Origin of the sequence: Pelomonas sp. Root405, assembly GCF_001425165.1 — a bacterium.
Classification (GTDB): Bacteria; Pseudomonadota; Gammaproteobacteria; order Burkholderiales; family Burkholderiaceae_C; genus Pelomonas.
Window position 1 is genome coordinate 565,529 of sequence record NZ_LMDU01000011.1, and the last position, 24,614, is coordinate 590,142.

Genomic DNA, 24,614 nt, shown 5'->3' on the forward strand with positions numbered 1-24,614 from the left:
TGGCGCCGTCCTTGTTGGGCATCTAGGAGGCGATCTTTTCCAGGCAGTAGCCCAGGCCACGCACGGTCGCGATGCGGATCGGCCCCTGCTCGATCTTCTTGCGCAGCCGGTGGATGTAGACCTCGATGGCGTTGTTCGAGACCTCCTCGCCCCACTCGCACAGGCGCTCGACCAGCTGGTCCTTGCTGACCAGCCGACCGGCGCGCTGCAGCAGCACTTCCAGCAGCGACAGCTCGCGCGCCGAAAGCTCCAGCATCTGGTCATTGATGTAGGCCACGCGCCCGGTCGCGTCGAAGGTCAGCGGGCCGTGCTTGATGACGCTGCTGGCCGTGCCCAGCCCGCGTCGAGTCAATGCCCGCACTCGCGCCTCCAGCTCCTGCAGCGAGAAGGGCTTGGCCATGTAGTCGTCCGCGCCCAGATCCAGGCCCTTGACGCGTTGCTCGACGCTGTCGGCCGCTGTCAGGATGCGCACCGGCATCGTCGAACCGCGGGCGCGCAACTTGCGCAGCACTTCCAACCCATGCAGTCGCGGCAGGCCGAGGTCGAGGATGACGAGGTCGAAGTCGTGCGTGGCCAAGGCGGAGTCCGCCTCAGTACCGCTGCTGACGCGATCCACCGCGTAACCCGACGCGCGCAGCGCACGCAACAGCCCATCAGCCAGCACTTGGTCGTCTTCGGCAATCAGGATGCGCATGGTTTTTTGTCTCCGCCGCCGATGTTAGGTGTTGAGCAGGTGGCTCACGCATTGAGCCACCTGCCGCCTAGCATGCTCATCAATCCTGACGCTGCGGGCTGCCGCAGATCGAGGGACAAACCACTGTACAAACCTACAGCTTGCCCCATAATTCAGCCATTCCCTACGGAGATTCGCATGGACGCCCCCGTCAAAGCCCTGAACACCGAAAAAGCCAAGGCCCTGCAGGCCGCCCTCGCCCAGATCGAAAAGCAGTTCGGCAAGGGTTCGATCATGCGGCTCGGCGAAGGCGAGGTGATCGAAGACATCCAGGTCGTCTCCACCGGCTCGCTGGGCCTGGACATCGCCCTGGGCGTCGGCGGCCTGCCGCGCGGCCGCGTCGTCGAGATCTACGGCCCCGAATCGTCGGGCAAGACGACGCTGACGCTGCAGGTCATCGCCGAGATGCAGAAGCTGCAAGGCACCTGCGCCTTCATCGACGCCGAGCACGCCCTGGACATCCAGTACGCGCAGAAGCTCGGCGTCAATCTGCAGGAACTGCTGATCAGCCAGCCTGACACCGGTGAGCAGGCGCTTGAGATCGTCGACGCCCTGGTGCGCTCAGGTTCGGTGGACCTCATCGTCATCGACTCGGTCGCGGCGCTGACCCCCAAGGCCGAGCTCGAAGGCGAAATGGGCGACAGCCTGCCGGGACTGCAGGCCCGCCTGATGAGCCAGGCGCTGCGCAAGCTGACCGCCACGATCAAGAAGACCAACTGCATGGTCATCTTCATCAACCAGATTCGCATGAAGATCGGCGTCATGTTCGGCTCGCCCGAAACGACCACCGGCGGCAATGCGCTCAAGTTTTACGCCTCCGTGCGCCTGGACATCCGCCGCATCGGCTCCATCAAGAAGGGCGAGGAAGTCATCGGCTCCGAGACCAAGGTCAAGGTCGTCAAGAACAAGGTCAGCCCGCCGTTCAAGACGGCCGAGTTCGACATCCTCTACGGCGAGGGCATCAGCCGCGAGGGCGAGATCGTCGACATGGGCGTCGTCGCCAAGATCGTCGAGAAGTCGGGGTCGTGGTACGCCTACCAAGGCGAAAAGATCGGCCAGGGCAAGGACAACGCCCGCGAGTTCCTGCGCGAGAACGTCGATGTCGCCCGCGAGATCGAAAACAAGATCCGTGAATCGCTGGGTGTTGCGCTGCTGACCACAGCCGCGCCGGAGTAAGGCTTCAGCGCCGACCGCCGTGGCGCGTGCGCCCCTCTCGCTGAAGGCCCGCGCCATTGGCCTGTTGGCCCAGCGCGAACAAAGCCGTGCCGAACTCAGGCGCAAGCTGCTCAGAATTGAGCAGCAGCAGCGGGCACGACGCGCCGAAGCCGACCGAGCCGGCGGCGAAAGCAGCGCCACGGCTGTCGAGGACGCGCCGGAATCCACCGACAAAGTCATCGAGGCGCTCCTCGACAGCCTCACCGCCGATGGCTACCTCGATGAAAACCGCTTCGTCGAGTCCCGCGTGCATGTACGCGCCAGCCGTTTTGGCGCGCAGCGCATCCAGCAGGAGCTGGCGCAGCACGGTTTGAAACTGGATGCGGAGCAGCAGGCGGCGCTGCGGGCGACAGAGCTGGACCGCGCTCGCGAGGTCTGGCTGAGGCGTTTCGGCGCCGAGCCGTCTCGTGATGTGACAGAACAGGCTCGGCAAAGCCGTTTCCTGCTGGCGCGCGGATTTGCGCCCGATCTGGTGCGCCGCTTGCTGAAGGCCTAAGGGCCGCTTGACCGAGCGCGCAGGGGTAGTTTTCACCCTCCGTGCTACATTGCCGCCTGCCCCAAAACGGCGGTTCACCCGGTTACAAGCGCCTTGCCTCCACGGCAAACAGCGGTACGAGCCCGGCGAACACCGTCCCGGCATCGGCCGGTCGTTCTGCCCAATTCCCGTCCATGCCTGCCGTCCACCCGTCCATCACGCGCCGCCTGCTGCACCGCCGCGCACTCGATGTGCAGGTGTTTGCACGCGATGACGGATTGTTCGATGTCGAAGCCGGCTTGGTTGACACGAAGACGCATGACGTCCCTCTTGCCGGCGAAGCCCGCAAGGCCGGCGATCCCATCCACGAGATGCGCCTGCACCTGACTGTGGACGCCGGGCTGACGATCACGGCCGCAAGCTCCGAGATGTTGTGGATGCCCTATCCCGGCAATTGCGACGAGCACGGCGGGGCCTACGCCCGCCTCGCCGGCCTGAACCTGATGAAGGGTTTCCGCCAGGCGGTCAACGAGCGCCTGGCTGGAACCCGCGGCTGTACTCATCTGACCGAGTTGTGCCAGGTACTGCCCACCGCCGTCATCCAGGCCATGGCCGGCTCCGTGATCGATACGCGCGAAGGTGACGCGGCCGGCAATCCGCCTTTCCAGCTCGACCGCTGCCACGCCCTGCGCCGCGATGGCGCAGCCGTCGCCAAGTTCTATCCGCGCTGGCACACCGATGCCGCCGAGCCGGCACCCGGTAGCTCCCCGGGACACCCGAGCCAGCCACAACCGATTCCTGACTTCCCGACCCGAGAGACCCAGCCATGAAAATTCACGAATACCAGGGCAAAGAGATCCTGCGCCAGTTTGGCGTGCCGGTGCCGCGCGGCATCCCGGCCTTCACTGTGCAGGAGGCCCTCGAAGCCGCTCAGAAGCTGGGCGGCCCGGTCTGGGTGGTCAAGGCACAGATCCACGCGGGTGGCCGCGGCAAGGGCGGCGGCGTCAAAGTGGCCAAGAGCATCGATGACCTGAAGGAAAAGGCCGAGGCCATCCTCGGCATGCAGCTCAAGACCCACCAGACCGGCCCGGAAGGTCAGAAGGTCCGTCGCCTCTACATTGAGGAAGGCGCCGACATCGGCAAGGAGTTCTACATCTCCCTGGTGACCGATCGCGCCACACAGAAGATTGCCTTCATCGCCTCCAGCGAAGGCGGCATGGACATCGAAGAGGTCGCCCACAGCAGCCCCGAAAAGATCATCACCGAGATCATCGACCCGCTGACCGGCATCACCCCCGAACAGTCGAAGAGGATCGCCGCCGCCATCGGCATGGAAGGCCACACGGTCGACCAGGCCGTCGACGTGTTCGCCAAGCTCTACAAGTGCTACATGGATACCGACGCGTCGCTGGTTGAAATCAACCCGCTGAACCGCGACAGCAAGGGCAACCTGATGGCGCTGGACGCGAAGTTCAACTTCGACGCCAACGCGCTGTTCCGCCACCCCGAGATCGTGGCCTACCGCGACCTGGATGAAGAAGATCCGGCCGAAGTGGAAGCCAGCAAGTTCGACCTGGCCTACATCAGCCTCGACGGCAACATCGGCTGCCTGGTGAACGGCGCCGGCCTGGCCATGGCCACGATGGACACCATCAAGCTGTTCGGCGGCGAGCCAGCCAACTTCCTCGACGTCGGCGGTGGCGCCACGGCCGAGAAGGTGACCGAAGCCTTCAAGATCATGCTGAAGAACAAGAGCGTGAAGGGCATTCTGGTCAACATCTTCGGCGGCATCATGAAGTGCGACACCATCGCCGAAGGCGTCATCACCGCCTGCAAGGCGGTAAACCTGTCCGTGCCACTGGTCGTGCGCATGAAGGGCACCAACGAAGAACTGGGCAAGAAGATGCTGGCCGAATCCGGCCTGCCCATCATCGCGGCCGACACGATGGCCGAAGCGGCCACCAAGATCGTCGCGGCCGTCGCTTAAAGCCCAGGAGAACAAGACATGTCGATCTACATCAACAAAGACACCAAGGTCATCACCCAGGGCATCACGGGCAAGACTGGCCAGTTCCACACGCTGGGCTGCCAGGCCTACGCCAACGGCAAGAACGCCTTCGTCGCGGGCGTGAACCCGAAGAAGGCCGGCGAAAAGTTCAGCGAGATCCCCATCTACGCGACCGTCAAGGAAGCGGCTGGCCAGACCGGCGCGACCGTGTCGGTCATCTACGTGCCGCCCGCGGGCGCTGCGGCCGCGATCTGGGAAGCCGTCGAGGCCGACCTGGACCTGGCGATCTGCATCACCGAAGGCATCCCCGTACGGGACATGCTGGAGGTGCGCAACAAGATGAAGGCCAAGGAAGCAGCCGGCGGCAAGCGCACGCTGCTGTTGGGCCCCAACTGCCCGGGCCTGATCACGCCGGAAGAAATCAAGATCGGCATCATGCCGGGCCACATCCACCGCAAGGGCCGCATCGGCGTCGTCTCGCGCTCGGGCACGCTGACCTATGAAGCCGTGGCCCAGTTGACCGAGATCGGCCTGGGTCAATCCAGCGCTGTTGGCATCGGCGGCGACCCGATCAACGGCTTGAAGCACATCGACGTGATGCAGGCCTTCAACGACGACCCGGACACCGACGCCGTCATCATGATCGGCGAGATCGGTGGCCCGGACGAGGCGGAAGCCGCGCGCTGGTGCAAGGCCAACATGAAAAAGCCCATCGTCGGCTTCATCGCAGGTGTCACTGCCCCCCCCGGCAAGCGCATGGGCCACGCCGGCGCGCTGATCTCGGGCGGTGCCGACACGGCCGACGCCAAGCTGGCCATCATGGAGGAGTGCGGCTTCACGATCACGCGCAACCCGTCCGAGATGGCCAAGCTGCTCAAGGCCTTGCTGTAAGCGGCTTGCTCCAACAAGCAAAAGCCGCTGGGCCACTGCCCAGCGGCTTTTTGATTTAGGGCCGTAGCGATGGGATGGGGTCGGAGCCGATCTGCTCCGCCTAAGATCAACGGCATGGCGACTGGCAAACCCAGCTTCTGGCAGCGCATCATCGGCCGCGCGGCCGGTAGTGACGCGCCCGCTAGCGAGCTGTCAACGCTTCCCGCCGTCCAGCAAACCCACGCCCCCGGCGCTTCGGCGCCCCAGGCAACGGCCGCGTCAACCGCGCAGGATCTGCGTGACTTCGACCTCGGCGCCGAGATAGGCCGGGGCGCGATGGCCATCGTCTACAAGGCCACCCAGCGCTCCACCGGCCGTCAAGTGGCGATCAAGCGCCTGGCGCTGAGCCGTGAGTTCTCTGCCGAAGACTTGGCCGACGTGCGCGAACGCTTCATGCGCGAAGCGCGTGCGGCACGCGCCTTGGAACACCCCGACATCCTGCAGGTCGTCGACGCCGGACAGGACGGCGGCGACGCCTGGATCGCCCTTGAGTACGTGCTGGGCCGCGACCTCAGCCTGTTCACCAAGGCCGGCCAGTTGCTGCCGGTGCGCGAAGTCGTGCAACTCGGCGCCCGCCTGGCACGCGCGCTGCACTATGCGCACAGCCAGGGCGTTATCCACCGCGACATCAAGCCCGCCAACGTCATGCTGGACCGCGTCAACGGCAGCTTGAAGCTGATGGACTTCGGCATCGCCCGCGTGGGCGATGGCAGCCGCACGCGCACGGGGCTGGTGCTGGGCACACCGTCATTCATGTCGCCCGAACAACTGGCCGGCTTGACGGTGGATGGCCGCAGCGACCTGTATTCGCTCAGCGTGCTGCTCTATCAGTTGCTCAGCGGCACATTGCCGCACCAAAGCGATTCCATGGCACGGCTGATGCAGCAGATCGCGACGGAACCCGCCGCCGATGTGCGCACGCGCCGGCCCGGCCTGCCCGAATCGCTGGCCCTGGTGCTCGCGGTCGCGCTGGAAAAGCGCCCGGAGCTGCGCTACGCCTCGGGCGAGCAAATGGCGCGCGACCTGGAGGCCGTCCTCGTCATGGACTTGCAAGCCGAGCCGAACGCGCCCGAGGTGGCCCAGTCTCAGGATGCAGCCTTCGCACAAACACTGCGCTTGACGCCCGAGGAAGCAGGGCAGAATCGCCGCTCCCCTGCCTGCGGCGCTGAGCCCCACGACCCCTCCCAAGCCTCATGATCCTGGAGTTCTTCAGCGCCACCGACGTGGGCCGTGCGCGCGACAACAACGAAGACTCGGTCGCCCTCGATGAGGCTGCCGGTCTCGCCGTGCTGGCCGACGGCATGGGCGGCTACAACGCTGGCGAAGTGGCCAGCCAGATGCTGACCGGCTTCATCAGCACCGAACTCGGTCGCTGGCTCAAAGACGCCGGACGCGAGGCACGCGCGGGTGAAGTCAAGCGCGCGATGGACATTTGCGTGGACAACGCCAACCGCGCCATCTTCAACGCCGCCAACACCAACCCCAAGTACGCGGGCATGGGCACAACGCTGGTGCTGGGCGTTTTCCGCCCGGAAGGCCTGCTGCTCGGCCATGTGGGCGACTCGCGCGGCTACCGGCTGCGGGCCGGCCGCCTGATGCAGATCACCCGCGACCATTCGCTGCTGCAGGAACAGATCGATGCCGGCCTGCTGACCGTCGAGGAAGCGGCTTTCTCCAGCAACAAGAATCTCGTCACACGCGCCGTCGGCGTCGAAGACACGGTGTTGCTGGAGCTGCATCTGCACGAGGTGCAGCCGGGCGACACCTATCTTTTCTGCTCCGATGGCCTGTCGGACATGCTCGACGACGACAGCCTCGCCAATCTGCTCAATGGCAATCCGGCTCTGCCCGAGGCTGCACGCGCGCTGATCAACGCAGCCAATGACTCCGGCGGTCGCGATAACATCGCGCTCATCCTGGCCCGCGCCGAGGGCCGCCAACGTACCGAAGGACGGGGCTGGTGGCCCTTCGGTCGACGCGGCGGCAAAGACTCTCCTGCCTGATGAGTCGTGGCACGTACAACAGAACTTGAGGTCTTACATGGGCAAATTGGTGGTCTCGCTCGACGGCGTGGTGATCAAGGAGGTACAGATCACCAAGGACAAGACCACGCTGGGTCGGCGGCCGTACAACGACATCGTCATCGACAACCTTGCCGTCAGCGGTGAGCACGCTGTCCTGCAGATGGTCGGTGCCGATGTCTTCATTGAGGACCTCAATTCCACCAACGGCACCTACATCAATGGCAAGGCCATCAAGAAGCAGCTGCTGGCAGACAACGACACGGTCGAGATCGGCAAGTACAAGATCAAGTTCCTGCTGAACGACGGTGGGGACTACGAGAAGACGATGATCCTCAAGCCCGGCGCCGGCGCGCCGCCGAATCTGGGGCTCACCTCCTCGTTTGGCTCACTGGGCACCACGGCGCCCATCGGGCCGGCTTCCATCAAGGTGTTGACGGGCGCCGCTGCGGGCCGCGAAGTGGCGCTGACCAAGGTCGTCACCACGCTCGGCAAGCCCGGCGTGCAGGTGGCCTCCATCACCAAGCGCCCCACCGGCTACGTCTTTGCCCACGTCGAGGGCGGCCAGCGCCCCAGTGTCAACGGCATCCCGCTGACGGGTGAATCGATTGCATTGCGCACCGGCGACCTGATCGAACTTGCCGGCACGCAGATGCAATTCATTCAGGGCTGATTGCCCGCGCCGCGCCGGTTTTTGGCCGCGTGGACGGCCGATCAGGAGCCGTTGCCGGCCCGATCAGCCGGCCTCGGCGGCTGCGTGACTTCCTCACGATAGCGACACCCCCAACTCGGTAATCCGACCGTCCGACCTCCGGGGCGGGTGCGTACATTCTTGGCTCCACCTCGCCTGAAGCGAGGCCACGACACCGAGCCACGCATCGCATGAACATCCGCGTCCTGGGCTGCTCCGGCGCCATTGCTGCCGGCTACAAGACCACAGCCTTCCTGCTCGACGACGATGTCCTCATCGACGCCGGCACGGGCGTGGGAGACCTGCCGCTGGATGCACTGGCCGCCATCGACCACATCCTGCTCAGCCACTCGCACCTCGACCATGTGCTGGGCATCCCGCTGCTGGCCGACGCCGTGCTGCGCCTGCGTGCCGCTGCCGGCCGCCCGCCCATCCAGGTCCATGCCCTGCCCGAGACGCTGGACGCACTGCGCCGCCACATCTTCAACGGCGTCATCTGGCCCGATTTCACGGCCCTGCCCACGCGCGAAGCGCCGGTGCTGTCGCTGCACGCCTTCCAGATCGGCGAGCGACTGGAAATCGGCGGCCGAGTCATCGAAGTGCTGTCCGCCGTCCACACCGTCCCGGCGGTTGGCTTTGCCGTCGACGGCGGCGCTGCGGCGCAACATGCGCACTGGGTGTTCACCGGCGACACCGGCCCCAACCCGGCGCTGTGGAAGCGTCTGGCCGAGCTTCGCCTGTCGCACCTCGTCATCGAAACCGCCTTCAGTGACGACGAGGCCGAACTCGCGCACGTCAGCCGTCATCTTTGCCCCGCTGACCTCGGCAAGGAGCTGGCGCAGCTGGCCGGCAGCGTCGACGTCCGCATCACCCATATCAAGCCCGGCGAGGCCGACGCCGTGATGCAAGGCGTGCAGGCGCTGAGCAGCCCACACCGCATCAGCGCGCTGCTGGCAGGGCAAGAGATGCAACTCTGAGCGTTGCGGCTCGGCAGAAGGCGCCCGCGAGGCGCCTTTTTTTCGTCTGACGTTTCTCGGCTGGCCGCGGCCGGGTGACACAACGCGTCAGTTCGAGATGACGTTTTTTGTCAGTCCAGCGGCCTTTCCGCCGTGGATCCGTGCGGTTTCGCACGGCAAAGGGGCCTCGAAAAGCTGGCACGACCCCTGCATTCAAGGGGTCTGCCCTCCCACCACTCACTTCGCTGGAGTAATCACATGAACCTGAAAGCACGCGCCCAACAAGGCTTCACCCTGATCGAACTGATGATCGTCGTGGCCATCATCGGCATCCTGGCCGCTGTGGCGATTCCGCAGTACCGGGACTACACATCCAAGTCGAAGGCTGCTTCAGCAATTGCGAGCATCGATTCGCTGAAGAAGGCTGTCGCCATCTGCGCGCAGGAGCAAGGTGCGCTGACGAATTGCACGACTGCCGCCGCTGCGACTTCGGGCATCCCGGCGTTCACGGCTACGCCTTTGATCAGTGCCGCCGTGGTGAATGCAAACGGCGTGATCGTCGCAACCATTCCGACCGGTGCCATGGGTAATTCGGGCGGAACTGGCACTATCACCATCACACCGACGATGGACGACTCCCGCCTGAAGTGGGAGACCGTCGGCACTGGCAACCTGCCCGCAGCAGTGATCACGGCCCTGGCCAAGAACAATTCCTGATCAAACAGCGGTTCGCCGCATGACAAAGGGGCCTGCGGGCCCCTTTTCTTCTTATTGCATCAAATGTCGACCATGTGGGGTTTGCTTCGGCGACGTCAAACCATCGTTTTGCTCGCCGTCCTTGGCTGGATGCTGGCGGCACAACCCTATCGCGGCCTGTGGCACGACGGCATCCTCTACTTCGGGCAGGTGCTCCGGCATTCAGAGGTACCGGCGTTATCGGAAGACATGTTTTTCGCCAGCGGTTCGCAGGACCGCTATTCGGTCTACGCCCACGTTGTTGCACCGCTGTACTCGGCCTTGGGCAAGTACGCCACCCATGTGGTGGGCGTGTTGCTCAGCTGGACCCTCATGGCGGGCGCGCTCCTGACACTGTTGAAACCCTTGGAGCAGCGGTGGCAGCCGGCGGCCCTTTGGGGCTTGCTGGCGTATGGCGTCGTTTCGCCGATCTACGGCGGCGGCTGGGTGTTCGGATACGGCGAGCCATTTCTGACGGCCCGCACCGTCGCTGAACCGCTGTTGTTGTGGAGCCTTGTGGCGCTTTTGAGCGGCCGCTTGGCCAGGGTGGCTGGCCTGCAGGGCGCGGCAACGCTGTTCCACCCGCTGATGGCGCTGCCCGTCGTGCTGGTTACCGGCTGCTATCTCGCACAGAAGGACCGGCGCTGGTGGTGGGCGCTATGCATCGTTCCGTTGGCGATGTTGGCAGGCGCAGCCGGGCTGCCACCCTGGGATGGCTTGCTGAAGCGCTACGACCCCTACTGGTGGTCATTGATCGGCACCGTCAATGCGCAGGTGCTGTTGCAGAACTGGTCGCTGCTGGACTGGCTGACCGTGGGTCTTGATCTGGCAGTCCTGCTGGTCGTTGCCAAACTGCGCCCCAGCGCCGGATTGACTCGACTGCTCCATGCCGTCGTGATCACGAACCTGGCACTTTTCGCTGTTGCCGTCGTGCTGGCCGACGGCCTTCAGCTCGTGCTGGTCACTCAGTTGCAGCTATGGCGCGCCCATTGGATTGCTCACCTGCTTGCGGTTGCGACCTTGCCCTGGTTGGTGATGCAGCTCTGGCGTCTGGGCGGACTTTGGCCCACCAGCGCTTGCGCCCTGGCGTTGGCGATGCTCAATATTCATGTCGGCGGTCAGCACGGCCCTGCCACGACGGCGTTGCTGCTTTTCACGTCGCTGCTCGCCTGGCGCGTTCGCAAGGTATCGGCGTCGACGCGCTGGCTTATCTGCGGGTGCATCCTGCTTTGCATCGCGGCTGTCTCCTGGGCGCGTCTTCGAGACGTGCTGGCGCTACAGGCTTGGCAAAACCCAGCAGCAGGAGCAAACGCGTCCGCAATGCTGGTGCTGTCGTTCCCAACGGTGGCCATGTCATGTTTTGCCGCTCTGTGGCTGCTGGTCCAGCGCGGACGCACAGCCTTGGGGTTCGCAGCCCTGTCGAGCGCCGCTCTGTTCACAGTGGCTGCCGCCGCGTGGGACCAGCGCCCTGACTTGGCACGCGCCGTAGAGTCACCATCGGGTGCATCACATCCGTTTGCTGGCCACCTTCCGCCGCGAGCCACCGTTTACTGGCCCGGCCAGCTCTTGCCGGTGTGGGGCCTGCTCGAGCGCACCAGCCACTTCGCGCCGCAACAAGGCTCCGGCATGCTGTTTAACCGAAATACCGCAATGGCGTTTGGTGCGAGGCGCGATCAGCACCGCAACATCAACGAGGATGCCGCGAACTGCCGCAGCGATGCCATGCGTCTCAGAGACCGGGAGTTACTGGCTTCTTGTGACGCCCCATCAGTGCAGCAGCGGCTCGCAGCACTGTGCAGTGCGTGGGACCCACCGGATTTCTTGGTCCTTCCGCAACATCACGCACGCACGCCGCTGGCGACGTGGCAACCGCCAACCCATCGCGACCCACCCTTGGCCTACTCGCTGCATTCATGCCGTCAATTCGTCGCCCTGCAACCTCAGCGCTAACGCTCCCCCAACGGGAATTCATGCTCTATGCCGCCGCCAGCGGGATCGCGTTGGCTCTGGACATGATCGTGTTCACCTGCAGCCTTCGCCTGGGCGCGGACCTCGCCCTCGCGGCCGCAATCGGTTTTGCGGTCGGGTTGTTGTCTATCTATGCGATCAGCGCGCGCTACGTGTTTACGCATCACCGACTGGCCGACCGTCGCATGGAATTTGCGATCTTCGCGGTGGTCGGCGTCGCTGGACTGCTGTTGACCGAGGCCTTGCTGTGGTGGCTGGTCGGAAAACTCCACTTCGCTCCTCCTGCAGCCAAGCTCGCCACGGCAGGCGCGACGTTCGCGTTCAATTTCCTGTTGCGCAAAGGCTTGCTGTTCTCCCTGCGCCCGGCAGCACTGCTTCCGGCACGATGACGCCCACTCTCATCATCGGCGCCGGTCCCGCCGGCCTCACCGCTGGCCTGGAGCTGCTGCGCGCCGGCTATCCGCAGGTCACGATCCTGGAGGCCACCGACGCGATCGGCGGTATCTCCAAGACGGTCAACTACAAGGGCAACCGCATCGACATCGGCGGGCATCGCTTTTTTTCCAAGTCAGACTGGGTCATGGATTGGTGGCGCGACGTGCTACCTGTCGCCAAGCCGACCGGCGGCCAGGGCGATACGCAGCTCGCCTACCAGGGCCAACGACGTCTGCTTGGCCGCCACGAGGCGACTGCCAGCGAAACCGACGATGCGGTCATGCTGGTCCGCAGCCGCCAGTCGCGCATTTATTTCGGTGGGCAGTTCTTCGACTATCCGCTCAAACCTGGCATGGACTTGGTGCGCAAGATGGGACTGGCCCGCTGCATGCACTTCGCCGGCAGCTACATGGCCGCGGCCGCCAACCCGATCCAGCCAGAAAACACGCTCGAAGACTTCTTCATCAACCGCTTCGGCCGCCAGCTCTATCGTCAGTTCTTCAAGGACTACACCGAAAAGGTCTGGGGCGTGCCATGCCGCGACATCAGTGCAGACTGGGGTGCCCAGCGCATCAAGAGCCTGTCCATTGGCAGCGCCGCGAAGCAGGCACTGAAGAAGATCGTCACCGGCAAGAACGACAGTCAGCACACTTCGCTGATCGAAAGCTTCCTCTACCCCAAGTTCGGCCCCGGCCAGATGTGGGAGGCGGCCGCCGCCGAGTTCGAGCGGCGTGGGGGACGTTTGCTGCGGGGCTGGACCGTGGACGAGATTCACCGGCGCGAGAACCGGGTCGAACGTGTCGTCGCACGCGATGCCGAAGGCCAGCGCCAGAGCTTCGACGCCAACGCGATCGTCTCGACCATGCCGATCCGCGAACTTGCGCAGGCACTCCGTCCTGCACCGGATGCGCCCGCCCTGTCGATCGCCTCGGGCTTGGAGTACCGGGACTTCATCACCGTGGGCCTGCTCTACCGCCGCATGTCGCACAAGGTGTCGGGCAAGGCGCGCCACGTTAAAGACAACTGGATCTACATCCAGGAGCCTGGCGTCAAGGTCGGCCGCGTGCAGGTCTTCAACAACTGGAGCCCCTACATGGTCGCCGACCCGGACACTGTCTGGCTCGGCCTGGAGTTCTTTGCACGCGACGACGACTCGCTGTGGGCCATGAGCGAAGACGCGCTGAAGGCGCTGGCCGTGCGCGAAATGCAGCAACTCGGCCTCGCCGACGAGGCAGAACTTCTCGACGCGACCGTGCTGCGCCAGCCTAAGGCCTACCCAGGCTATTTCGGCGCCGCCTTCCAGCGCTTTGACGAGCTGCGCGCCTGGCTCGACGGCCTGGACAACCTCTACCTGTGTGGTCGCAACGGCATGCACCGCTACAACAACCAGGACCACTCCATGCTGTCCGCGCGCCTGGCCGCACAGGCCATCATCAAGGGCGGTGCAAGCCGCGACGCGATCTGGGCCGTCAACATCGACGACGACTACCACGAGGAAACTGCAGCGAAGACCTGAAGCGCCCATGCCATCATCCGCGCCCATGTCTCCTGTGACGCCCGATTCCTCCCAGCAGGCCGCCCCCTTCGGCCTCATCCTCGCCGCCGCCCTGCCACCGCTGCTGGCCTTCAACCAGACCCCGGCCGCCACTCTCTACAACCAGCTCCTGGCTCTGGCCGGCTGGGGGGTCGCATTGCTGCTGTGGGCGCGGCTCACGCCCGGTTGGCGCGCTGGCCTGAGAAGTCCTGCGGCGATCGGGCTGGCGCTGCTGCTGGCGGCGCCAATGTGCTCTGTCGTCTGGCGTGCATTGCCGGCGTCGCTGGGGCTGAGCGCCACCGCGATCCTCGGCGCGGGCCTCGCGGTGCTGCTCGTCGCCCAGGGCCTGTCCAAGGAGATGCGCAGCCGCGCCGCCGAGGCGCTGTGCTGGGGCCTGCTCATCGCGGGCATGGCAAGCATCGTCATCAGCCTCGTGCAGGTTTTTGCGCCTGGCTGGGCGGATGGCGACGTCATCGCGCGCTCCGGCATCCCCGGACGCGCGGTTGGCAATTTGCGTCAGCCCAACCATCTGGCCAGCTTGATGATGTGGGCTGCGGTCGCTGCCGTCTTCATCTGCGAGAAGCGCGGCTGGCGCGTGATGCTGCAGCCATTGGTGTTCGCCTGCGTCTTCACCGTCGTGTTGAGCGCCTCCCGCACCGGCTTCATCGGCATCGGGATGCTGGCCGCCTGGGGCCTCGTTGATCGCAAGCTCTCCCGCAATGCGCGCCTGAGCCTGCTCGCCACGCCGCTGATGCTGGGCGTCAGCTGGTGGCTGATCTCGCTGTGGTCCGCCGAAAGCGGCCATGCCTTCGGTGCGGCATCACGGTTGTCCGAGGGCGCTGGCTCGCCGTCGCGGCTGGCCATCCTGCGCGACGCCTGGGCGTTGACGCTGGCCAATCCCTGGCTTGGCGTCGGTTGGGGCGAGTTCAATTTCGCCTGGAGCCTGACCCCATTCCCGGCGCGGCCCATTGCGTTCTTCGACCACACGCACAACCTGCCGGCGCAGCTGGCCGTCGAATTGGGACTGCCCTGGGCCGGCGCGGCGCTCGGCCTGCTCACCTGGGCACTCTGGAAGGCCTGGCGCGGCGCCGTGCGCGCCACCGACGACGCGCCATTGCGCCGCATGGCCCTGATGCTGGTGCTGACCATCGCGCTGCACAGCCTGCTGGAGTACCCGCTCTGGTATGCGTACTTCCTGTTGCCTGCCTGCTTTGCGCTCGGCCTGGCATTGCCGGCCGACACGCCCGCTGTGCCCGCTTCTGCAGCGCCATGGCAAGTGATGGGCGGGCTGCTGCTCGCGGGCAGCGTCTTCGCGCTGTGGGACTACCAACGCATCGTCGCGATCTACGCGCCCAGCGCGGACGCCGTGCCGCTGGGCAAGCGCATCGCTTCGGGCCAGCGCTCGGTGTTCTTCAGCCACCAGGCTGACTACGCGGCAGCCACCAGCCTCTCGCCCGGCCCGTTGGCCCTGGCCGCCGCGCGCCGCACCGCCTTCAACCTGGTCGACGCGCGGTTGCTGATGCACTGGTCGCGCTCGCTGGAGACAACGGGCGACGTGGAAGGCGCGCGCCACCTGGCCGACCGGCTGCGAGAGTTCCGCAACCCGACCGGCGACAACTGGTTCGCGTCCTGCAGCGATGCCGCCTCGGCGCCCATGCCGCAATGCGAGCCGGCGTCGGCCGTGGTTGACTGGCGCAGGCTACGCTGAAGGCGGCGGTGCCTCGGCGGCCCGCCACTCACCGCTCTTGCCGCCCTGCTTTTCGAGCACACGCACATTGCCAATGACCATGCCGCGGTCGGCCGCCTTGCACATGTCGTAGATGGTCAGCAGGCCGACCTGGACGGCGCACAAGGCCTCCATCTCGACACCGGTGCGGCCCAGCGTCTCGACCTGGGCACGGCACAGCACGCGGTTGGCGACGTCGTCCAGTTCGAACTCGACCTTGACGCGCGTGATCGGCAGCGGATGGCACAGCGGCACGAGGTCGGCGCAGCGCTTGGCGCCCTGGATGGCCGCGATGCGCGCCACGCCGAGGACGTCGCCCTTCTTGGCGGTACCGCCGGTGATCAACGCGAAGGTCGCGGGCAGCATCCGGATCTCGCCTGCGGCCACGGCAACGCGGTGCGTCTCGGCCTTGGCCGACACGTCCACCATGTGGGCCTGGCCCTGGGCGTCGAAGTGGGTCAGCGGGGACGTCATGCCTGGAAACAAAAAGGAAACCGAGTTGCAGGCATCATAGACAGCCAGCCCGCGCTGGCCGGAGCCTTTGCCTGATGAAGAAGTCGTTCGCCACCCGCCCCCTGCTCACCCTGCTCGCAGCCGCCAGCCTGGCCTTGCCCGGGGGCCCGCTGAATGCCCAGGTCAACCTGCCTGCGCTGGGCGACTCGGTCTCGCAAGACCTTGATGTCGGCACCGAGCGCCAGATCGGCGACCGCTACATGCGCCAGATCCGTATCGACCCGGCCTACCTGCACGACCCGTTGCTGCAGGAATACATGGACGGCATCTGGAACCCTCTGGTGACGGCTGCGCGCAAGCTCGGGCACATCGGCGACGAGACGCAGGCGCGCTTTGCGTGGGAGCACTTCCTGGTCGAGGACAAGAGCGTCAATGCCTTCGCGCTGCCGGGCGGTTTTGTCGGCACCCACCTCGGCCTGATTGCGATGACGGTGTCCCGCGACGAGCTGGCCTCGGTGATCGCGCATGAAATCTCGCACGTGACCCAGCGCCATATCGCGCGCCGCATCGCGGGCGATTCGCGCAACAGCTGGGTAGCGGTGGCGGGCCTGCTGCTGGGGATCCTGGCCGCCTCGCGCGGCAATGCCGACCTGGCGCAAGCAGGCATCGTCGGCGGGCAGGCGGCGGCCACGCAGTTGTCGCTGAATTTCTCGCGCGACATGGAGCGGGAGGCCGATCGCGTCGGCTTCAACGTGCTGGTCGAAGCCGGCTTCGCGGGCAGCGGCATGGTGGGCATGTTCGAGCGCATGGAGCAGGCCTATCACCTGATGGACTCGGGCGCCTTCCCCTATCTGCGCTCGCACCCGTTGACGAGCGAGCGCATAGGCGACGCCCGCACCCGCCTCGCGCTGGAGCCCTTCATGCGCCCCCGTGGCCTGGCCGAGCATGCGCTGATGGCCGCGCGCGCACGCGCACTGATGGACCCGCGCGTGGACGCCTGGAAAGTGCTGGAGAACTACGACGCCGGCGCGCGCAACATCAAGGAAAGCGGCGGCTTCGAGCAGCTCGGCGCCCGCTATGCCGCCGCGCTCGCGTCCATCAAGCTGCGCAATTTCGACCGCGCCGAGGCCTCGCTGCGCAGTGCCGAGCTGACGCTGGAACTGATCGGCCCCAGCCCGGTCGAGACCGCCTCGGCCACCCGCCTGCTGACCTTCCTGCGCGCCGAGCTGGCCCAGGCGCGCGGCCGCGCCGCCGACGGCAATACGGCGCTGGACCGGCTGCCAGGCGAGCGCTCGCGGCCAATGCTGCTGCAGCGCGTCGGCCTGGCGCTGGCGGCGGGCCCCGCAGCAACGAGCGGGCCGGTGCTGCGTGAAGCAGCAGACGCCCTGCAAACCCATGTCAGCCTGACGCCGAACGACGCACTGGCCTGGTCGCAGCTTGCGCTGGTCTGGGAAAAGCTGGGCCACCCGCTGCGCGCGGTGCGCGCCCAGGCGGAAACACGTGCCGCCGCCGGCGACCTCAACGGGGCCATCGACCGCCTGCGCTCCGGGCTGCGCCAGTCGCGCGGGGCCGACGCCGACCAGGTCGAGGCCTCGGTCATCGATGCGCGCCTGCGCACGCTGGTCTACGAGCGCCAGTCTCTGCTGGGCGAGATGTTCCGCGGGCGCTACATCCCGCCGGACGCCGAGCTGCCGAACTGAAGCCCCTCGCCCAGTCCGGCCGCGCTGCACGCGCGCCGGCGCTCCGCCCGCGACTGCAAGGGATCAGTCGGACGGAAAAATGCGCTCGACGACGACGTCGATGACCATGCCGCACAGGCTGTAGATCAAAGAGCCGATCAGCGCGGCCCAGAAGCCGGTCACGGCCAGGCCAGGCAGCAGCGACGCCGCGGCCCAGAACATCAGCGCGTTGATGATGAAGAGGAACAGCCCCAGCGTCACCACCGTCACCGGCAGCGTCAGCAGCACAAGGATGGGCCGCAACAGCGTGTTCAGCAGGCCCAGCACCAACGCAGCAATCAGCGCGGAGGTGAAGCTGGTCACCACGACGCCGGGATAAAGGTGGGCGACTAGCAGCAGTGCGCCAGCCAGCAGCAGCCAACGAGTGAATGTCTTCATGATGCCCAGCATACAAGGGCCCGTGTGGTGAAACGCGATTCACAATAGGAATCATTCTCATTCAATGTTAAGATGCCTTCGGTTGCGCCATGGCGCCCGTCCTCGCTCCACCAACTTTGCTGTCAGGCGTGACCACTGCCTCCCCCGTCTTTGTCGAACCCCCGCCGCCCGCACCGGCTGCCGCCGCGGCCCAGCTGCGTCTGCCGCCGGCGCGTGGTGACGAGTTGGGCCCTCAGGGTCGCCGAGCGCTGATTGGCGGCGTAGTGGCCGCCCACCTGGTAGGCGGCTGGGCGCTGATGCAGATCGACGCTGTCCGCACGGCCGTCATCGAGGCCGCGCCGGTGCTGATGGTCGACATGATCGCGCCCGCAGAGGCCCCCAAGCCTGCGCCGCCGCCGCCCAGGCCCCAGCCCAGGTCGACCGCCCCGGCACCCGCACCCCTCATTGCCGCCGCGCCCACCCCCTCGCCTGCGCCACCGGCCTTCGTCGTGCCGGCGCCCGAGCCGGTCCTGCCGCAGCCGGTCGTCGTCGCGCCCGCGCCGCCGGCACCGCCCGCGCCGGTCGCCCAGCCGCTGGCCCAGGTCATCAAGCAGGTGGCGCCCAGCGCGGTGCGCTACGTGAAGGAGCCGACGCTGGATTTCCCGCTGCTGGCCAAGCGCGCCCGCGAGCACGGCACCGTCGTGCTGCGCATCACCGTGGACGCCCACGGGCGGCTCAAGGAGGCCTGGGTGCACAAGTCCTCGGGCTTCGAGCGCATCGACCAGGCGGCACTGAAGGACATCCGCACCGCCCGCTTCGTGCCGCAGATGGAAGACGGCCGGCCCGTCGAATGGCAAACCCTGGCCCCGCTGGCCTACGACCTTTGAAACGCTAACCGAGTACCCCATGGACGCCACCGCTTCCGTCATCGCCGCCACGCCGGCCCCTGGCTTCGGCCACTTCATCGCCCAGTCCGACGCCGTCGGCAAGTTCCTGCTCGGCGTGCTCGTCGTCATGTCCATCGCCTCCTGGGGCCTCATCGTCGCCAAGGGCGTGGCGCAGTTCCTGCGCAACAAGCGCGCGACGAGCTTCCTGGACTTCTTCTGGAACGCGCGTTCGCTGGACGCCGTGCAGGCCGAGCTCAACACCCACGGCGCCCACGACCCGTTCTCGCACCTCAGCGCGCACGCCATGCACGCCCAGGCCCACCATGCCCGTTACGGCTCGGCCAAGCTGGCCGAGGCCGGCACCGCCAACGACTTCATCACGCGCACCATCAAGAAGGTGCTCGACGAGGAAACCACGCGCCTCGAATCCGGCCTGACGACGCTGGCGACCATCGGCGCCACCGCGCCCTTCGTCGGTCTGTTCGGCACGGTCTGGGGCGTCTACCACGCGCTGCTGGCCATCGGCATGAGCGGCGCCGGCACGCTGGACAAGGTGGCCGGCCCGGTGGGCGAGGCGCTGATCATGACCGGCATCGGCCTGGCCGTGGCCATCCCCGCCGTCATGGCCTACAACGCCTTCACGCGCAGCAACCGCGTGCTGAGCGCGCGCCTCGACGCCTTCGCCTACGAGCTGCACAGCTTCCTGACGCTGGGCGAGGCGCCGGGCGCTGGCGCCACCGGCAACGTGCGCCCGCTGAAATCGACGGCCGCGGCCTGAATCCGAAGGACTGCACGCCATGGCCTTCGCCTCCTTCGACAGCAAGCGCGCCAGCGCCCCGATGGCCGAGATCAACATGGTCCCGCTCATCGATGTGATGCTGGTGCTGCTGGTGATCTTCATCGTCACCGCGCCGCTGCTGACCAATGCCGTCAAGCTGGACCTGCCCAAGGTCAGCTCGCAGGTCAACGAGCTCAAGCCCGACAAGATCGAGTTCGGCATCGACGCGGCCGGCCAGCGCTTCTGGAACGGCGAGCCGCTGACGCGCGCCGAAGCCGTGACGCGATTCAAGGCCGAGGGTCTCAAGCCACAGCAGCCCGAGATCCACCTGCGCGCCGACCAGAACGTCGCCTACCGCGCCGTCGCCGAGACCCTGGCCGATGCCAGCAAGGCCGGCCTGACGCGGGTCGGCTTCGTCAGCGAGCCCGAGCGCCCCTGAGCGCCGTCGCCGCAGCAGTTTTCCGTTTCTTTCGCCAACAAGACGGCCAAGCCATCGCCAGGCCGCAAGGGCAGCGCCATGTCGCCGTCCACCCACAGAGGAGTTACTTCAAATGTCCGCCAAGCCTTCCCGCCGCCGCCGTCCGGCGCTGAATCTCCTGCCGATGCTGCCACTTGGCGCCCTGGCCGCCGGCTTCGGCCTGGCCTCGGCCGCGCTGGCTCAGGCGCCTGCGGCCCCCGCCGCCAAGCCGGCCGCTGAAGAAGCAGCCCTGCCCACCGTGCGCGTCAAGGCCGCCGCCGAGCCGCAGGGCAAGGACGCCTACCAGGCCACCGAAACCCGCATCGGCAAGGGTAGGCAGGACATCCGCGACATTCCGCAGTCGCTGACCGTCGTGACGGAAAAGCTCATCGACGACCGCAACCTCGACAACGTCAAGGAAGTGCTGAAGAACACCGCCGGCATTACCTTCATGGCGGCCGAGGGCGGCGAGGAAGACATCCGCATCCACGGCATCTCGCTGCAGAGCACCGGTGACATCTTCATCGACGGCATGCGCGACCCGGCCTTCTACGAACGCGACACCTTCTTCCTCGACCGGGTCGAGCTGCTGCGCGGCTCCGGCGCGCTGATGTTCGGCCGCGGCTCCAGCGGCGGCGCGGTCAACCAGGTGACCAAGCAGGCCGTGCTGGCCGACCAGAACGAGATCGCCATCACCGCGTCCAGCCACGCCGGCCTGCGCGGCGTCGGCGACTTCAACCGCCGCACCGGCGAGACGACGGCCTGGCGCATCAGCACCATGGTCGACCGCGCCGACAACGACGGCGCCGGCAACATGATCAACAAGGCCGGCCTGGCCGGCTCGGTGCGCACCGGCATTGGCGAGACCGATGAGTTCGGACTGACGCTGTATGCGCTCAAGAACGAGAACGGCATGAACTACGGCATGCCGTGGATCCGCCCGACGCTGACCTCGCCGGTGGCCGACACGACGCTGGTGCCCGTCGACCCGACCGCGTACTACGGCATGGCCAGTGATCGCAACAAGGGCTCGGCGCAATACGTCATGGGCCAGCACATCCACCGCTTCAGCCCCGACATCGAGCTGACAACGAAGGCCCGCTACGCGTCCTACACGCGCGACCAGCGCGCCGGTACCGTGCGCTTTGCCGGTGCGGCGCTGCAGCCCGGCGGTCTGGCCGTGTCGCTGGCCACCTTCGGCCCCAACACGGTCATCAACCGCGGCACCCACCTCAAGGTGCAGGACATGCAAACGGTCACCGTCCAAAGCGACCTGCAGGCCCGGCTGAAGGCCGCCGGCATGGACCACAACATCACGACCGGTGTCGACTTCTCGCAAGAGAAGAAGCAGGTCTATGCCGCCTACTCCGCCAACCAGGGGGGCATCGTGCCGCCCAAGCCCACCACGACGGCGGGCCGGCCCAATGACGGCGCATGGATCGACGAAGGCCTGCGCAGCTTCCGCACCAACAACGAATACGTGTCCAAGGGCTATGGCGCCTACCTGCAGGACCTGATCCAGGTTGCGCCGATGTGGAAGGTGCTGGCCGGCCTGCGCTACGACAAGCTCGACGGCGACTACAAGGTCTACACCCTGCCGAACAACGCGCCGTCGCCGACGACGACCCAGCCCTATGCGATGAACATCTCGGAGTGGAGCCAGCGCGCCGCCGTGCTGTTCCAGCCGAGCGAGCGTCTGTCGTTCCACCTGATGGCCGCCACGTCCTTCAACACCTCGGGCGACACCTATTCGCTGAGCGCCGCCAACGAGAACATCCCGCCCGAAAAGTCGGTCAACGTCGAGCTCGGCGGCCAGTACGACTCGGCCGACGGCAAGCTGACGACGCGCTTCGGCATCTTCCGCGCCACCAAGCTTCACGAGCGCAACACCGACCCGCTGGTCAACCTGGTCACCCTGTCCGGCAAGCGCCACGCCGCGGGCGTCGATGTCGACATCACCGGCCGCATCACGCCCGAATGGGAAATCTTCGGCAGCTTCACCTGGATGCCAGTGGCCAAGATCGACATCGGTGCGCCCGGTGCGGAGGGCCAGGGCACCCGCCCGTCGCTGACGCCGCGCTATTCCGGCAGCCTGTGGACGACCTACAAGCTGAACCCGCAATGGCGCGTCGGCGGCGGCTTTGTCGCGCGCAGCGGCCAGCAGCCCAACCGCAACCCGGGCTTCTACGCGCCCAAGTTCATCGTCGGCAACCTGATGGCCGAGTACACCGTCATCGAAGACGCGCTGCTGTTCCGCCTCAATGTCGACAATGTGGCCAACAAGCTGTACGCGGACACGCTCTACTCCGGCCACTACCTGCCGGGCACGGGCCGCATCGTCGCGCTGACGGGCACCTACAAGTTCTGAGCCTTTGACCCGATGACCGACCGCGCCACGCCATGCTGCTGAAGATCCCCCAGATCCTCGACACGGCCGGCGTGGCCCGGGCCCGTGAACTGCTGGCCGCGGCCCCCTGGGCCGATGGTCGCTCGACCGCCGGCCGCCAGGCTGCGCAGGTCAAGAACAACGAACAGCTGCAATCCGGCAGCCCCCAGCACCGCGATCTGCAGGCGCTGGTGCTGCAGGCGCTGGAGAAGCACCCGCTGTTCTTCTCGGCCACGCTCCCGAAACGTGTGCTGCCGCCGCTGTTCAACCGCTACGCCGGTGAGGCCAACGCCTACGGCAGCCATGTGGACCAGGCGGTGCGATACCTGCCGGGTGCAGGTTCGGGCCCGCAACGCGTGCGCACCGACATCTCCTGCACGCTGTTCCTCAGCGACCCGGCCGACTACGACGGCGGCGAACTCGTCATCGAGCACAGCTTTGGCGAGCAGCGCGTCAAGCTGGCGGCGGGCGACCTGATCGTCTACCCCGGCAACAGCGTGCACCGGGTCGAGCCGGTCACGCGCGGCGAGCGCCTGGCCAGCTTTTTCTGGATCGAGAGCATGGTGCGTGCCGAGGAGCAGCGCCGCCTGCTCTACGAGATGGACATGAGCCTGATGAAGCTGCGCGGCGACCTCGGCGAGACGCCCGAGCTGGTGCGGCTGACCGGCGCGTATCACAACCTCTTGCGAATGTGGGCCGATACGTGACCGCGCCGCGCATCGAGTCGCTGCCGGACGGCGTCGTCAATCTGGCCGACTTCGAAGCGCCAGCGCGTGCGCGCCTGGACGAGGCGGCGTGGGCCTATCTCAACGGCGGCGCGGCCGACGAGCTCACGCTACGCACCAACCGCGCGGCCTGGGACGCGATCCGGCTGCAGCCTCGCGTGCTGCGCGACCTGGCCGGCGGCCACACGGGCGTGACCCTGCTCGGCCGTGAGCTGCAGCACCCGGTGCTGCTCGCGCCCATCGCCTACCAGCGGCTCTTCCATGCCGACGGCGAGCTGGCCATCGCCCACGCGGCGGCCGCGCAGGGCGCCGGTCTCATCCTCAGCGCGCAGGCGAGCGTGCCGTTGGAAGAGATCGCCGCGCCGATGCGGGCCGACCCGGCCGCCGGTCCGCTGTGGTTCCAGCTCTACTGGCGCGACGACCGCGACTTCATGCGCGCGCTCTTGCGGCGCATCGAGGCCGCCGGCTACCAGGCCCTGGTGCTGACGGTCGATGCGCCGGTGCATGGCGCGCGCGACCGCGAACGCCGCAGCGGCTTCAAGCTGCCGGACCACATTCGCGCGGTCAACCTCGGCGGCCTGAAGAAGCCGCTCGACCTGCAGCCCGGCCAGAGCGCCCTCTTCGACGGCCTGATGCCGCGCGCCGCCACCTGGCGTGAGGTCGACTGGCTGCGCGCCGAGAGCCGCCTGCCGCTGCTGCTCAAGGGCCTGGCCCATGCCGACGACGCACGCGAGGCCCTGGCCCGCGGTGTCGACGGCTTCATCGTCTCCAACCACGGCGGCCGCACGCTGGACACGCTGCCCGCGACCGCCGAGCTGCTGCCGCCGCTGCGCGCCGCGCTCGGGCCCGACGTGCCGCTGCTCGTCGACGGCGGCATCCGCCGCGGCACCGACGTGCTCAAGGCCATCGCGCTGGGCGCCAACGCCGTGCTGCTCGGCCGCCCCTATGTGCATGCGCTGGCCGCCAGCGGCGCGCTCGGCGTCGCCCATGCGCTGCGCCTGCTGCGCGACGAGCTCGAGATCGCGATGGCGCTCTCAGGCTGCAAAACCCTCGCCGACGCCGGCCCGGCATTGCTCTGGCCCGCCCGTTCTCCTGAAAGGACCTCGACATGAAACACCCCATCGCCGCCCTCGCCCTGAGCTGCATCGCCAGCACTGCATTCGCGCATGGCAACGTCTCCTGCCCGGCTGTGCCCAAGGAAGAGAAGAAGCCGCAGATGGAGCTGCAGCGCAAGCTCGAAGCCGAAGGCTGGAAAGTCCGCCAGGTCAAGAACTTCAACGGTTGCTACGAGGTCTATGGCTTCGATGCGCAGGGCAGGAAGGCCGAGGTCTTCTTCAACCCCAAGACCTTCGAGCGCGTCTATGCGGAGGGCGAACAGCCCGCCGCGCCCGCCACCAAGTAAGGT

At 66.8% G+C, this 24,614-nt stretch carries 25 protein-coding genes; 22 read left to right on the forward strand and 3 right to left on the reverse strand.

Annotation, left to right across the window (positions count from 1 at the left end; genetic code table 11):
- Positions 1-22 precede the first annotated feature (22 nt).
- Entirely contained in the window at positions 23-694 is a 672-nt protein-coding gene (locus tag ASC81_RS12240) for a response regulator transcription factor (RefSeq protein ID WP_056267160.1), read from the reverse strand.
- A 177-nt stretch (positions 695-871) separates the two neighbouring features.
- Between ASC81_RS12240 and recA the strand changes: the two genes are divergently transcribed.
- The 14 genes from recA (at position 872) to ASC81_RS12310 (ending at position 15,409) form a co-directional block, all read left to right on the forward strand.
- Positions 872-1,909 carry a recombinase RecA gene (gene recA / locus ASC81_RS12245; protein ID WP_056267163.1) on the forward strand — a complete coding sequence of 346 codons (1,038 nt, stop codon included), beginning with the start codon at positions 872-874 and terminating at the stop codon, positions 1,907-1,909.
- Positions 1,910-1,973: 64 nt separating this feature from the next.
- Positions 1,974-2,444 (forward strand): regulatory protein RecX, encoded by a 471-nt coding sequence (locus ASC81_RS12250; RefSeq protein WP_235533633.1) that lies wholly within the window; start codon positions 1,974-1,976, stop codon positions 2,442-2,444.
- Positions 2,445-2,617: 173 nt separating this feature from the next.
- On the forward strand, positions 2,618-3,253 hold the full coding sequence (locus tag ASC81_RS12255) for a DUF2889 domain-containing protein (RefSeq protein WP_082536460.1): 636 nt from the start codon (positions 2,618-2,620) through the stop codon (positions 3,251-3,253).
- Entirely contained in the window at positions 3,250-4,410 is a 1,161-nt protein-coding gene (sucC, locus tag ASC81_RS12260) for an ADP-forming succinate--CoA ligase subunit beta (protein WP_056267168.1), read from the forward strand. The genes ASC81_RS12255 and sucC overlap by 4 nt, the downstream gene beginning before the upstream one ends.
- Positions 4,411-4,428: 18 nt before the next feature.
- Positions 4,429-5,322 (forward strand): succinate--CoA ligase subunit alpha, encoded by an 894-nt coding sequence (gene sucD, locus ASC81_RS12265; RefSeq protein WP_056267171.1) that lies wholly within the window; start codon positions 4,429-4,431, stop codon positions 5,320-5,322.
- Between the two features lie 114 nt (positions 5,323-5,436).
- Positions 5,437-6,558, forward strand: a complete 1,122-nt coding sequence (locus ASC81_RS12270; protein WP_056267174.1) for a serine/threonine-protein kinase — start codon at positions 5,437-5,439, stop codon at positions 6,556-6,558.
- Entirely contained in the window at positions 6,555-7,364 is an 810-nt protein-coding gene (locus tag ASC81_RS12275; protein ID WP_056267177.1) for a Stp1/IreP family PP2C-type Ser/Thr phosphatase, read from the forward strand. Before ASC81_RS12270 ends, ASC81_RS12275 begins: the two co-directional genes overlap by 4 nt.
- A gap of 37 nt (positions 7,365-7,401) precedes the next feature.
- On the forward strand, positions 7,402-8,055 hold the full coding sequence (locus ASC81_RS12280) for an FHA domain-containing protein (RefSeq protein WP_056267181.1): 654 nt from the start codon (positions 7,402-7,404) through the stop codon (positions 8,053-8,055).
- A gap of 209 nt (positions 8,056-8,264) precedes the next feature.
- Complete coding sequence (locus tag ASC81_RS12285) at positions 8,265-9,050, forward strand: MBL fold metallo-hydrolase (protein ID WP_056267184.1); 786 nt, start codon at positions 8,265-8,267, stop codon at positions 9,048-9,050.
- 237 nt (positions 9,051-9,287) lie between these two features.
- On the forward strand, positions 9,288-9,746 hold the full coding sequence (locus ASC81_RS27870; RefSeq protein ID WP_056267187.1) for a prepilin-type N-terminal cleavage/methylation domain-containing protein: 459 nt from the start codon (positions 9,288-9,290) through the stop codon (positions 9,744-9,746).
- A gap of 63 nt (positions 9,747-9,809) precedes the next feature.
- The gene (locus ASC81_RS12295) at positions 9,810-11,714 is read left to right on the forward strand and encodes a hypothetical protein (RefSeq protein WP_056267190.1); all 1,905 of its coding nucleotides are present in this window, start codon (positions 9,810-9,812) and stop codon (positions 11,712-11,714) included.
- A 20-nt stretch (positions 11,715-11,734) separates the two neighbouring features.
- Complete coding sequence (locus ASC81_RS12300) at positions 11,735-12,121, forward strand: GtrA family protein (protein ID WP_056267193.1); 387 nt, start codon at positions 11,735-11,737, stop codon at positions 12,119-12,121.
- Positions 12,118-13,683, forward strand: coding sequence for an NAD(P)/FAD-dependent oxidoreductase (locus ASC81_RS12305; protein ID WP_056267195.1), 1,566 nt, complete (start codon positions 12,118-12,120; stop codon positions 13,681-13,683). The genes ASC81_RS12300 and ASC81_RS12305 overlap by 4 nt, the downstream gene beginning before the upstream one ends.
- A 25-nt stretch (positions 13,684-13,708) precedes the next feature.
- Entirely contained in the window at positions 13,709-15,409 is a 1,701-nt protein-coding gene (locus ASC81_RS12310) for a PglL family O-oligosaccharyltransferase (RefSeq protein ID WP_082536462.1), read from the forward strand.
- Here ASC81_RS12310 and moaC read toward each other — a convergent pair.
- Positions 15,401-15,901: a cyclic pyranopterin monophosphate synthase MoaC gene (gene moaC / locus ASC81_RS12315; protein ID WP_056267199.1), complete on the reverse strand. Its 501-nt coding sequence runs from the start codon at positions 15,899-15,901 to the stop codon at positions 15,401-15,403. The two genes, ASC81_RS12310 and moaC, sit on opposite strands and share 9 nt — an antisense overlap.
- Positions 15,902-15,975: 74 nt before the next feature.
- On the opposite strand from moaC, the gene ASC81_RS12320 reads away from it, so the two are divergent.
- Positions 15,976-17,580 (forward strand): M48 family metalloprotease, encoded by a 1,605-nt coding sequence (locus ASC81_RS12320; protein WP_056267202.1) that lies wholly within the window; start codon positions 15,976-15,978, stop codon positions 17,578-17,580.
- Positions 17,581-17,643: 63 nt separating this feature from the next.
- Here ASC81_RS12320 and ASC81_RS12325 read toward each other — a convergent pair whose 3' ends face one another.
- The gene (locus ASC81_RS12325) at positions 17,644-17,997 is read right to left on the reverse strand and encodes a phage holin family protein (protein ID WP_056267571.1); all 354 of its coding nucleotides are present in this window, start codon (positions 17,995-17,997) and stop codon (positions 17,644-17,646) included.
- A gap of 128 nt (positions 17,998-18,125) precedes the next feature.
- Here ASC81_RS12325 and ASC81_RS12330 point away from each other — a divergent pair, with 128 nt between their 5' ends.
- The 7 genes from ASC81_RS12330 (at position 18,126) to ASC81_RS12360 (ending at position 24,611) form a co-directional block, all read left to right on the forward strand.
- Positions 18,126-18,863, forward strand: a complete 738-nt coding sequence (locus ASC81_RS12330; RefSeq protein WP_156392032.1) for an energy transducer TonB — start codon at positions 18,126-18,128, stop codon at positions 18,861-18,863.
- Between the two features lie 19 nt (positions 18,864-18,882).
- A complete protein-coding gene (locus ASC81_RS12335) occupies positions 18,883-19,641 on the forward strand; it encodes a MotA/TolQ/ExbB proton channel family protein (protein WP_056267205.1) in 759 nt (252 codons plus the stop codon).
- A gap of 19 nt (positions 19,642-19,660) precedes the next feature.
- Positions 19,661-20,080 carry a biopolymer transporter ExbD gene (locus tag ASC81_RS12340; RefSeq protein ID WP_056267207.1) on the forward strand — a complete coding sequence of 140 codons (420 nt, stop codon included), beginning with the start codon at positions 19,661-19,663 and terminating at the stop codon, positions 20,078-20,080.
- Positions 20,081-20,192: 112 nt separating this feature from the next.
- Positions 20,193-22,466, forward strand: a complete 2,274-nt coding sequence (locus ASC81_RS12345; protein ID WP_082536464.1) for a TonB-dependent siderophore receptor — start codon at positions 20,193-20,195, stop codon at positions 22,464-22,466.
- 32 nt (positions 22,467-22,498) lie between these two features.
- Entirely contained in the window at positions 22,499-23,191 is a 693-nt protein-coding gene (locus ASC81_RS12350; protein ID WP_056267210.1) for a Fe2+-dependent dioxygenase, read from the forward strand.
- The gene (locus ASC81_RS12355) at positions 23,188-24,321 is read left to right on the forward strand and encodes an alpha-hydroxy acid oxidase (RefSeq protein ID WP_056267213.1); all 1,134 of its coding nucleotides are present in this window, start codon (positions 23,188-23,190) and stop codon (positions 24,319-24,321) included. The genes ASC81_RS12350 and ASC81_RS12355 overlap by 4 nt, the downstream gene beginning before the upstream one ends.
- Positions 24,318-24,611, forward strand: coding sequence for a PepSY domain-containing protein (locus ASC81_RS12360; RefSeq protein ID WP_056267217.1), 294 nt, complete (start codon positions 24,318-24,320; stop codon positions 24,609-24,611). Before ASC81_RS12355 ends, ASC81_RS12360 begins: the two co-directional genes overlap by 4 nt.
- Positions 24,612-24,614: the final 3 nt, after the last annotated feature.

Coding starts and splice junctions, on each gene's coding strand:
- ASC81_RS12240 (WP_056267160.1), bottom strand. CDS start 694: ATGCGCATCCTGATTGCCGAAGACGACCAAGTGCTGGCTGATGGGCTG.
- recA (WP_056267163.1), top strand. CDS start 872: ATGGACGCCCCCGTCAAAGCCCTGAACACCGAAAAAGCCAAGGCCCTG.
- ASC81_RS12255 (WP_082536460.1), top strand. CDS start 2,618: ATGCCTGCCGTCCACCCGTCCATCACGCGCCGCCTGCTGCACCGCCGC.
- sucC (WP_056267168.1), top strand. CDS start 3,250: ATGAAAATTCACGAATACCAGGGCAAAGAGATCCTGCGCCAGTTTGGC.
- sucD (WP_056267171.1), top strand. CDS start 4,429: ATGTCGATCTACATCAACAAAGACACCAAGGTCATCACCCAGGGCATC.
- ASC81_RS12270 (WP_056267174.1), top strand. CDS start 5,437: ATGGCGACTGGCAAACCCAGCTTCTGGCAGCGCATCATCGGCCGCGCG.
- ASC81_RS12275 (WP_056267177.1), top strand. CDS start 6,555: ATGATCCTGGAGTTCTTCAGCGCCACCGACGTGGGCCGTGCGCGCGAC.
- ASC81_RS12280 (WP_056267181.1), top strand. CDS start 7,402: ATGGGCAAATTGGTGGTCTCGCTCGACGGCGTGGTGATCAAGGAGGTA.
- ASC81_RS12285 (WP_056267184.1), top strand. CDS start 8,265: ATGAACATCCGCGTCCTGGGCTGCTCCGGCGCCATTGCTGCCGGCTAC.
- ASC81_RS27870 (WP_056267187.1), top strand. CDS start 9,288: ATGAACCTGAAAGCACGCGCCCAACAAGGCTTCACCCTGATCGAACTG.
- ASC81_RS12295 (WP_056267190.1), top strand. CDS start 9,810: ATGTCGACCATGTGGGGTTTGCTTCGGCGACGTCAAACCATCGTTTTG.
- ASC81_RS12300 (WP_056267193.1), top strand. CDS start 11,735: ATGCTCTATGCCGCCGCCAGCGGGATCGCGTTGGCTCTGGACATGATC.
- ASC81_RS12305 (WP_056267195.1), top strand. CDS start 12,118: ATGACGCCCACTCTCATCATCGGCGCCGGTCCCGCCGGCCTCACCGCT.
- ASC81_RS12310 (WP_082536462.1), top strand. CDS start 13,709: ATGTCTCCTGTGACGCCCGATTCCTCCCAGCAGGCCGCCCCCTTCGGC.
- moaC (WP_056267199.1), bottom strand. CDS start 15,901: ATGACGTCCCCGCTGACCCACTTCGACGCCCAGGGCCAGGCCCACATG.
- ASC81_RS12320 (WP_056267202.1), top strand. CDS start 15,976: ATGAAGAAGTCGTTCGCCACCCGCCCCCTGCTCACCCTGCTCGCAGCC.
- ASC81_RS12325 (WP_056267571.1), bottom strand. CDS start 17,997: ATGAAGACATTCACTCGTTGGCTGCTGCTGGCTGGCGCACTGCTGCTA.
- ASC81_RS12335 (WP_056267205.1), top strand. CDS start 18,883: ATGGACGCCACCGCTTCCGTCATCGCCGCCACGCCGGCCCCTGGCTTC.
- ASC81_RS12340 (WP_056267207.1), top strand. CDS start 19,661: ATGGCCTTCGCCTCCTTCGACAGCAAGCGCGCCAGCGCCCCGATGGCC.
- ASC81_RS12345 (WP_082536464.1), top strand. CDS start 20,193: ATGTCCGCCAAGCCTTCCCGCCGCCGCCGTCCGGCGCTGAATCTCCTG.
- ASC81_RS12350 (WP_056267210.1), top strand. CDS start 22,499: ATGCTGCTGAAGATCCCCCAGATCCTCGACACGGCCGGCGTGGCCCGG.
- ASC81_RS12360 (WP_056267217.1), top strand. CDS start 24,318: ATGAAACACCCCATCGCCGCCCTCGCCCTGAGCTGCATCGCCAGCACT.